The 8867-nt window shown below is 68.9% G+C and carries 6 protein-coding genes and 5 pseudogenes; 3 read left to right on the top strand and 8 right to left on the bottom strand.

Features of this window, described 5'->3' with window-relative positions:
• Positions 1 to 175: 175 nt before the first annotated feature.
• A complete protein-coding gene (locus tag ACFU8Q_RS35605) occupies positions 176 to 1648 on the bottom strand; it encodes a hypothetical protein (RefSeq protein WP_384462500.1) in 1473 nt (490 codons plus the stop codon).
• Positions 1649 to 2039: 391 nt separating this feature from the next.
• Positions 2040 to 3047 carry a VWA domain-containing protein gene (locus tag ACFU8Q_RS35600; RefSeq protein ID WP_384462503.1) on the bottom strand — a complete coding sequence of 336 codons (1008 nt, stop codon included), beginning with the start codon at positions 3045 to 3047 and terminating at the stop codon, positions 2040 to 2042.
• A 232-nt stretch (positions 3048 to 3279) separates the two neighbouring features.
• Between ACFU8Q_RS35600 and ACFU8Q_RS35595 the strand changes: the two are divergent.
• Positions 3280 to 3579 (top strand): annotated as a pseudogene (locus ACFU8Q_RS35595) (DUF6308 family protein); the annotation flags it as partial.
• Between the two features lie 54 nt (positions 3580 to 3633).
• On the opposite strand, the gene ACFU8Q_RS35590 reads toward ACFU8Q_RS35595, so the two are convergent.
• Positions 3634 to 3771 (bottom strand): transposase, encoded by a 138-nt coding sequence (locus ACFU8Q_RS35590; protein WP_384462497.1) that lies wholly within the window; start codon positions 3769 to 3771, stop codon positions 3634 to 3636.
• Positions 3772 to 4024: 253 nt separating this feature from the next.
• On the opposite strand from ACFU8Q_RS35590, the pseudogene ACFU8Q_RS35585 reads away from it, so the two are divergent.
• A pseudogene (locus ACFU8Q_RS35585) lies at positions 4025 to 4341 on the top strand (energy-coupling factor transporter transmembrane protein EcfT); the annotation flags it as partial.
• A gap of 3 nt (positions 4342 to 4344) precedes the next feature.
• Here ACFU8Q_RS35585 and ACFU8Q_RS35580 read toward each other — a convergent pair.
• The 5 genes and pseudogenes from ACFU8Q_RS35580 to ACFU8Q_RS35560 all read right to left on the bottom strand — a co-directional run bounded on the left by ACFU8Q_RS35580 (position 4345) and on the right by ACFU8Q_RS35560 (position 7517).
• On the bottom strand, positions 4345 to 5073 hold the full coding sequence (locus tag ACFU8Q_RS35580) for a hypothetical protein (RefSeq protein ID WP_384462495.1): 729 nt from the start codon (positions 5071 to 5073) through the stop codon (positions 4345 to 4347).
• A 122-nt stretch (positions 5074 to 5195) separates the two neighbouring features.
• Positions 5196 to 5384 (bottom strand): annotated as a pseudogene (locus ACFU8Q_RS35575) (hypothetical protein); the annotation flags it as partial.
• Positions 5383 to 5814 (bottom strand): annotated as a pseudogene (locus ACFU8Q_RS35570) (pyridoxamine 5'-phosphate oxidase family protein). The pseudogenes ACFU8Q_RS35575 and ACFU8Q_RS35570, both read right to left, overlap by 2 nt.
• A gap of 291 nt (positions 5815 to 6105) precedes the next feature.
• A complete protein-coding gene (locus ACFU8Q_RS35565) occupies positions 6106 to 6432 on the bottom strand; it encodes a helix-turn-helix transcriptional regulator (protein WP_326708057.1) in 327 nt (108 codons plus the stop codon).
• Positions 6429 to 7517, bottom strand: a complete 1089-nt coding sequence (locus ACFU8Q_RS35560) for a tyrosine-type recombinase/integrase (RefSeq protein WP_384462491.1) — start codon at positions 7515 to 7517, stop codon at positions 6429 to 6431. Before ACFU8Q_RS35560 ends, ACFU8Q_RS35565 begins: the two co-directional genes overlap by 4 nt.
• A 368-nt stretch (positions 7518 to 7885) precedes the next feature.
• On the opposite strand from ACFU8Q_RS35560, the pseudogene ACFU8Q_RS35555 reads away from it, so the two are divergent.
• Positions 7886 to 8862: pseudogene (locus ACFU8Q_RS35555) on the top strand (tyrosine-type recombinase/integrase).
• Positions 8863 to 8867: the final 5 nt, after the last annotated feature.

Below are 8867 nucleotides of genomic sequence, written 5' to 3'. Positions count from 1 at the left end.
CCTGCGGGTCAACCACGGCCAGGAGCTCGTCTATATCCCCGGTATCGCGGTCAACCGGGCCACCGACAGCTACCGCGGCCAAGGCAAGACGGACGAGTGTTCCGCGAGTCTCGCTTGTTCGGCGGGTCCCGCGGGTTTCGCAGGCTCCGCAGGTCCCGCGGGTTTCGTAGGTCGCTCAGGGCGTGATGCCGACCCCGTCGATCCTGCTCCACGCCTTCTCCTGCGCGGCCGTTATCGCGGGCCAGTGCAGCCCGCCCGGCCGCGGACGTACGCGTGTGGCGTAGGCGGAGGGGTGGAAGCCGGGTTCGTAGAAACAGCCCGTCCCGTACGTCCGGTCGAAGGCGCCGCACGAGTCCGCGAGCGACCGAGGCGTCGGCTTCCGGCCGGTGCGCACCCAACTGTCGAGCGACGTGATGGAGTTGGCGTACTCTGATTTGCTCAGCTCGCTGTGCTCGTGCTCGTCGGTGAAGGACTGCACGAGATACTGGTCCCGGTGGGCGCCCTGGAGCGTGGCCCGGTAGGCCGCCTCGTGCTCCACGAACGCCGTCGGGTCGTCGATCGCGTGCAGAGTGAGTACCGGGATCGAGACCTTGCCGGTGAGATCGCTGTCGTAGGACAGATCACGTGCGGCGGTCGGGTCGGCGGAGAACCGCTCGACTCCGGCGTTGAGTGCCTTGTCGTCGTGCGAACCCGAGTACCACACACCGTTGTTGGAGAACGGATTACGGCCGCCGAGCCGGTCCCGGACGATGTCCCGGAACGTGAAGGTCGCGAACCGCAGATGCGACTCCAGCGTGCGCTCGGGCAGACGCGTGACGGCCAGGATGTCGTCGAGGTTGCGCTGCTGCAGCGCGGTGCGCTCCTCGGGAGGCGAGGCGTAGCCCGTGCACTCCTGCAGTCGGGAGCGCAGCCCCGCCGTGGTCATCGTCGAGTCGGCGCGCAGCCCCTGCCAGAGCGGGTACTGGGGTTCGGTCGGGCGGGGGTGGTTGTGGCAGTAGTACTGGTAGACGACGCGCAGGTCCACCCGGTAGTCGTAGCCCCGGGACCCGCCGCCCAGCACGCCGCTGGTGAGCAGCGCCCCGGCGTAGGGGCCGTTCTTGCGTCCGTACGTCTCGACGACCTTGGCGGCGACGTCCCCGCCCCAGGACTGGCCGTGCACATACGTCCGCTTCGGCTTGCCGAACCGCTCGACGAACAGCTGGCGTACGTTCTCGGTGTCCTCCGCGGCCATCCGCGTTCCGTAGCCGCCCCTGCGGTACGACGAACCGGCCCACGCGTACCCCTGGTCGACCATCACCGACCAGCGGGCCAGGTCGTCGACACTGCGCTGCGGGTCGGAGCCGGCGCCGAGATCGGGGCCGCCGTGGGCGTGTACGACCAGGGAGCCGTTCCAGTCCTTGGGGACGGCGATGGCGTAGGCCGCGCCGTTGGCGTCCTGGCCGGTGTAACACGTGGTCTTCGTGCCGAGTTCGGCCGGACACGCCACGGCCGCCGGCGGCACCGTGCCCGCCTGCGCGAGAGGAGCGCCGGCCAGCGCGGCCGCAACCGCGGCCAGGGAGGCGAGCACTCCCGTACTCCGGCGCCGGCTCGCTCTGTGGATCAGTGCGCGCGTTCTCGTCGTCTCCAAGACGCTGCTCCTCGTCCTCATCGGCGCCGCGTCGCGCCGTCGGCGGCGATGCTAGCGAGGGGGACGGCCGGGGACCACGCTCTGATCGTTGTGTTCATAGTGTTCGGGGGTGGGGGCTGCCAGTCGGGGGCGGGCGACCGTCGGTCAGCCGTCAGCCTCAGCGATTGGCGACCAGCGAGCACGGGTGGCGAGCGGCAGGCGGCGTCCGGCGGGCGGGGTAGCGGCCGGTGCGTGGCGGGCGGAGCGACGGCGGACGGCGCGTTGCGACCGAGGCCGCAGCCGCCGGTGTGCCGCCGTGACCAGCGCGGTCCGGCCGGCGCCGCGCGGAGCATCAATGATGTTGAGGTCCTCTCGCAGCTGGTGCGCTCCGGCATCACTCGCAGCCAGCCGCCCGGCCGCGGCCGCCGCGGCGTCAGGCCGCGGCCCACTTCAGTCCGAGGGCGGCGAGTGCGTTGAGTTGTTCGGGGGTGAGTTTGTCGCGGCGGGTCTTGGTGTTGCTGTACCAGATGCCGAGCTTGGTCTCGGTCCCGTCGGGCAAGGTCTCCACCGCCTTCCGGGGTACCGGTCGGTCCGAGCCTTCCCGTTCGACCCACTGCGTGAGGGCTGCCAGGCCGCGTTGGAATGCCTGCTGTGCCTTGCTCGGGCGCTGCTTGGCCGCGCCCTTGGCCGCTGAGGCGGGATACGGTGCTTCAGTGGGCTGTACGCCCAGCTTGGTCAGTCGTTCCTGCTGTTCGGGCAGGAGCTGTGCCCAGGTGTGAGGTTCGCGTTGCCGCGTGAGCCATCGTCCGATGTCGTCGCCGTCGAATAGCACGCCGGGTGCGATGTCGGGCAGGTGGCCGTCGGCGTCGACCAGGTCCGCGAGCACCTTGTAGTGGCGTTGCCAGTCCAGCCGCCATGGGCAGTTCCAGTCCGGGTCGATCGCCGCCAGCTGCTCCGCGCGCTCGGCTGCCCGTTCGGCGAGCTTGCTGGTGGGCCCGCCGTCGGTCTGGAAGATGACCAGGGCGGGCGAGAGGCTGCCGGACTCCATGTAGTGGTCGATGACCTCGTCCATGGCCCAGTGGTAGTTCGTGCGCCCCATATGACCGAGGTTCTCGTGCAGCTTGTTGATGCGGCCACGGTGCCCGCCGAGCGTCAGGTCAGTGGACCCGTCGACATCCGTGGAGAAAAACACCACCGGCACGATCCCGTCGTCGTCGAGATGAGCCGACAGCGACAGGACCTGCTCGGCCAGATGCTGCATGGTCCCGTCCCGGTAGTAGGGCCGCATCGACCCGGACCGGTCCAGCACGAGGTACACCGCGGCCCGCACGCCCTCCAGCCCATGCCCGCGGATACTGTCGCCCGCGACCTTGTACAGGCTGACCAGGTCGGGCGCACGCTCTTGCACCTTGGACAGGCTGATAGCTGGTGCTCGCTGCATGCCGTTCGTCGCGGTCATCCCCTCATGGTGACGCCTCGCTGCTGACCAAAACCAGCGTTTACCCAATGCGATCGATGCGAAAGAGATGAAGTAGCTCCGAGTACTGCCTGCCGACCTGCCTGACCTGGAGCCGCTGGTGTCCTTGCCCGATCTTCCCCATCCTTTTGCGGAACGGCTCCATGCCCTCATCACCGACGCGGGCTCCGTCGCGGACCTGCGCCGCTACTTCGGCATGGACCGACATCCAGGGGCCGCTGCGTTCACAGGAAGCCGATTCGAGGCTCTGGGCGGTGGAGGTGACCACCCAGCAGTCGCCGACGCGATAACTGCTGAGGACCTCATCGCAGTGCAAACCCTGTCAGTCACCGTTCCCACGGCTGCCGCACTGGATCTCCTGGAAGGCCACGCCGGGACACAACTTTCCACACTGCTTCGTGCCATTCCCCGGGACATGGACATGGCCGACGCCACGGAAGCCGACCTGGCTCCCGGTTCACCGGCACACAAAGCGTGGCACCTACTCCGTGACCAGCCAGGCATCGGATGGGTCACCGCCGGCAAACTCCTCGCCCGCAAACGACCCCGACTACTGCAGACCCTCCGGGCTCACCCCCAGGTCCCGGGCGACCTCGGTGACCGTCTTGTCCGACGACAGCGCCAGCGCGACGGCATCCCGCTTGAACTCCGCCGTGTACCGCTTGCTCATATTGCTCTTCTTGCTCACTACCTGTGACTGCTTCCTCCGGGACCTTCCGTCCCAGTATCAGGCTGTCCAGGTCAAAGGGGGAGCTTCACCTGGAGCTCTACAACGACTTCTCGAACCAGTGGATGACGATCGGGACCGCGCGCCAGTCCAAGTGCGCGCCTCCGCTGCGGTCGTCAATCGCAGCGGCGACCCGCGAACACCACTCTGCTGACCCGAACCATGCCTTCCGGACGACGACGTACGGGACCCCCGTGGGCTCGGGCGGCTCCGCGGGCAGCGGCTCGGCGGGCCGGTGTCGCTGGAGGCCGTGCTGTCGTCGGCCACCGACGGGCTCCGGCTGGCCTGCATGCTGTGCTGCATCGGCGCCGCGAACACCCTCGTCAACCCGAAGCGGGCCCTGCGCGTGCTGCCCGGCGCACTGTACGAGCTGGGTGTCGCCGTCACCGTCGCGATCAGCGTGGCCCCCCCCAACTGGTGCAGAGCGTGCAGTGGGTGGCGCGGGTCCGGAAGCTGCGTGCCGGGCGCACCCGGGGACTGCGGGCGCTGCGCGGCATCGTCGTCCCCGTCCTGGAAGGCGCGCTGGAACGCGGTTCACTTCACCCGGGGTGCGATGGCCTTCGTCAGTGCCATGACGTCGGCGAACTTCCCGCCGTCGTTGTCGGAGGTCACGGACAGCAGCCGGTCACCGACTCGCATGACGACGAGATCCAGGCCGACGTACGCCTTCCGGTCGATCGTGACGCGCACGCCCTCGTCCCCGACACCGTCGACGGCGCTGACGGTGATCGTGACCGGGTTGTTCAACAGCCCCGCCGAATTGGGCTCGTAGGTCGTTCCGCAGACACCTTCCAGCGACCTCAGCCGGCCGAACACCTCCGACGCCTGTCCGGTGGAGTAGGCGCGCACCATGATCCCGACCTCATGGGCGGACGGGTCGGTGACCCCCAGGTTGGCGTACGCGCCCCAGCCGCCGAGGGCCGCCTCCGTACCGCTCCGGACCAGCTGGTCGCAGCCGAAGTTCACCGTCGGGCTGGGATCGGCGGACGGCGGCACCGGCTTCGGGCCGCTGTCGTGCTCCTCGAACACGGTGGAAACCTTCCACCCCTCGGGCAGGGTGCGGTTCGTCGGCAGATAGGTCTTCAGGACCGAACCCGGCACCACGTGCGGGTCGGCGGTCGGCACCGCGGGTGCCGACGGCGACGGGCTGTCGGCGGTCGGCGCGGCGGCCTTCGGCTGCACCTCCGCCTGCGAGCCGCAGCCGACACAGAGAACGGCCGCGCAGACGACCCCGACGAACGCGGAGAATCGAGTGGTACTCATCGACGCCTCGTTTTCATGCTGCACATGAAAACACACTGAGTGACATGTCCACCGCTTGAGCCACGCGTGAATCCGTCAACTCTTCATGCGTGTCCCGCAATTGATCTCAGCCGCGCTCCTCATCAGTTGTGGGCATGGCTCCCCTCCCCGGTCGGGGCGAGGTCGTGGAGGCGGGTGATGCCGCGGACTGCGCGGTGGACGCCGTCGCCCTTCGGGCGACAGTCGCGGAGGATCTTCCAGGTCTCCATGCGGGCCGAGACGTGCTCGACTCGGGCGCGGACCGTGCGGTGGGAGGTGTTGTGGGCTTCCTCAGGCGGAGTAGCTGAGGTCCTTCGCGACCAGGGAGTCCGGTCGCAACCGCAGCCAGACGGTTCCGTGTTCGGCCGGGTCGTCGAGCAGATAGTGCCGGAAGCTGTTGTCCCACTTCGCGTCGTCCGCCCCGAGATACCGGTTGAGCTTGCGTCGGCCCCGAGGCACGTCGAACGGCAGGATCTCGGCCTGCCCGCGGGCGATTACCTGCCTGACCAGACCCGTTCCGACATCACACACATCAACGACGAGGGTGATCGCGGGGTCGGTCCGGACGCGGCTCAGCAGCCTTGCCCAGGGGCCGGTCAGAATCCAGAAGGCCCCTTCCTCTCAGAGGAACCACGTCGGCCGCACGGTCGGCCCAGCGGTCGCCACCCGCGCGGTGAGCGGCTGGGCGAGGAAGGCTTCTACATCGAACTCCCGCTCTGTCATGCTTTGATCATGCCGCTCGTGGGCCTCTGCCGGTTCGCGCTCACGCTCGCACGTCGAGCGGCACATCGCAGCAGCGGACGCAGAGGGGACGCGCTTCGGTGTCGAGCCCCGGGAGGATGCCCTCGTGACCGCAGGCAGCGCAGGTTCCCTGGCGGTTGCGCGCCGCGCGCACGCAGTAGAAACAGACGATGCCCTCAGGCCAGTGCCGACTGGCGGGGTAGCAGGAGCCGCAACGCACACAGGATGGGTGTCTGCTCGGGTCAGAGGTGTACTTCCGGGGTGCGGGCATGGTCAGTCCTCGATGATGCGAGCCCGCTCGGGACGGAAGTCGGTATTGATCTCGATGACGGCCGCCTCACCGGCTGTGCGCTTGCGCCGGTCTGCTTCGACATACGGTTCGATCAGGTCGGCGGGCGAACAGGCGAGGATGTCGCAGAGCGCGGCCAGGACCGGCAGAGAGAGGCGCTCGGGCCGGTCGGTGACCAGGCGGTAGACCTGCGCGGTGGACAGGTTGATGCCTCGCTCGCGCAGGAGGGGAATGAGCTCGGTGGTCTTCCAGATGTTGTGCGCGGCCATGATCCGTCGCAGGTGCCAGTGGTAGCCGAGTCGCCTGATCATCGCGGTCCTTCCCCGGTCGCAGTGCTGATCGCTCGGCCGATCGTGCCGTCCAGGACTTTGCGCAGCGTGCGGGTGCGAAAGTCCGACGACACGGAGGTGTAGAGCGCGGTGGTGGACGCGTAGGAGTGCCCCACCTGCTGCTGGACGAACAACGGGTCGTAGCCGGCCTCGATCAGGTGCGTCACGTAGGAGTGGCGCAAGCAGTGCAACGTCAGCTCCTGCGGCAGCCCCAACGCATCCCGGTAGGCGGCGAACCGGTCCCCCAAAGCCCCCATGTCCAGACGCGGCGACCGCTCACTCGGCCAGAGGGCATCACTCTTCGCAGCGGTGTCGAACACCGCGCGATAGCTGCCGAGCCATTGCTCGATCACCTTCACCGACCACGGGAAGACCGTCAGAACGCTGCGGCGCTTGGGAGTAGAACCCTTCGACGCCTTGCCCCAGCGGACGTAGACCACGCCGAACTCACCAAACTCGGGAGCGTGTGGGTTGTGCCCGAAGTCCGCGAGATCCAGCTTGATCACCTCGCGGCGACGCAGCCCCCAGGCGTACGTGGCCTTCATGGCGGTCGCGTCTCGCATGGCCGGGAGCCAGCCCTTGCGGCCCGAGGTTCGGGCGGCGGCCACCTGGTCATCGGCGTAGTCGAAGAACCGCTGAAGCTCGGCCTTGGTCAGAGCACGGCGCCCGGGCCGGCCTTCGTACTCGGCGGCATGCACGGCGGTGTTCCACTCGAAGAACACCTGGGCCGGATGGTTGCCGAAGAGACGCTCGCTGACCGCTGTCCACTCGTAGCGAGGGTCGGCGACGTACTCCAGGAACAACCGGACGTGGCCGTGATAGATGCGGATCGTGGAATGGGACCGTTCCCGCCCGTCGCTCCGCGGGTGGGCGGTGTACTCCTCGACGTCCGTAGGGCGCCACGTCCACGGCCACTCGTTGGTGAAGCGCTGGAACCGCCGTACCGCCAGGAGCCGGTCCGCGATCGTGTCCTTGCTCAGATTCCGGGCCAGCTGCTGATCACGCCACCCCGCCAGCATGCCCTCGAAGACCTGGCTCTCCGGGTGCAGCAGCGGAGCGCCGCCCACGATGAACAGTGACGGTGCCGCCCCCGGCACATTCCATGAGGAACCGCCCACGCCAACCCCCAACACGCCGCGAGAAAGGCGAATGAATCGTTCATTAGATGAGAACGAGCGAGGTTGCCGCAGGTCACGCGGGCAGCCGTCAGGCGGTCAGGGCGGATCGTCGGGGGTGTCTCCGGACTGCGACCAGCCGACGCCTGCCTGCTCAGGCGCCCCCTACAGCCAGGGGTGAGTCCTCTCACCTGATGCAATTCACGGCACTTCGCCACGGATAACGCCCTATTATCTGGGGCATCGTTGATCGCGACCTGCGGCGACGGTTCCGGGCCGCTACACAAAGCGGCCCTGTTATCTGTGGCAAGGGGGAAGCGGTGGCCACCGTCGCGCAGCTGCCCGCCCGGAAGGCGCTCACCGTCCGCGGCGCCGCGGACGCCTTCCTCGACGCGCTCGGCAACCCGAACACGGTGCGGAATTACGCGATCGGGGTCGGCAAGACCGCCGAACGGGTCGGCGAGGGCCGGCCGCTCGGGCAGGTCGCGGACGACGAGATCGGCGAGGCCCTCGAAGCGCTGTGGGGCTCGGCGGCGGTGAACACCTGGAACGCCCGCCGGGCGGCGGTGCTGTCCTGGCTCGCCTGGTGCGCCGAGCGCGGCTTCGACGGCCCGGAGGTGCCGGCCTGGGCCAAGCGCTTGACCCCGCCGGACTCCGAGACGCCGGCGCGCTCGAAGATGGCGATCGACCGACTGATCGCCCGCCGCGAGGTGCACCTGCGGGAGAAGTGCTTCTACCGGATGCTGTACGAGACCGTGGCGCGGGCGGAGGAGATCCTGCCGCTGAACATCGAGGACCTAAACTTCGCTGGCCGCCGCGCGCTGGTGAAGGCCAAAGGCCCGCCGCCGCGGCCAGGCCCGCGAGGATTTCGTGCTGGAGCCTGTGTACTGGGACGCCGGCACCGCCCGGCTGCTGCCGCGGCTGCTGAAGAACCGCACCCGCGGCCCGGTGTTCGTCACTCACCGCCGCCCCGGGGCGGGCAAGGTCGTCTCGTCGCGGGACGTACGTGTGCCCGGGCTCCGGGCTGGCCCGGCTGTCGTATGGCCAGGCCCGCGCCCTGCTGGACGAGCACACCGCGCTGCACGGGGCGGGCACAGGCTGGGATCTGCACGAGTTCCGGCACTCCGGGCTGACCCACCTCGGGGAGCAGGGGGCGAGCCTGCTGATGTTGATGGCCAAGTCGCGGCACAAGAAGGCGGAGAACGTCCGCCGCTACTTCAAGCCGTCGCCGGACGCCATCGCCGAACTCACCAGCCTGCTCGCACCCGGCGACACACACCGAGGCGGCGGCACGTGACCGAG

This window comes from Streptomyces sp. NPDC057543 (assembly GCF_042801895.1).
GTDB lineage: Bacteria > Actinomycetota > Actinomycetes > Streptomycetales > Streptomycetaceae > Streptomyces.
The sequence above is the reverse complement of the archived record's forward strand: the minus strand, read 5'-3'. Positions and strand labels throughout refer to the sequence as shown.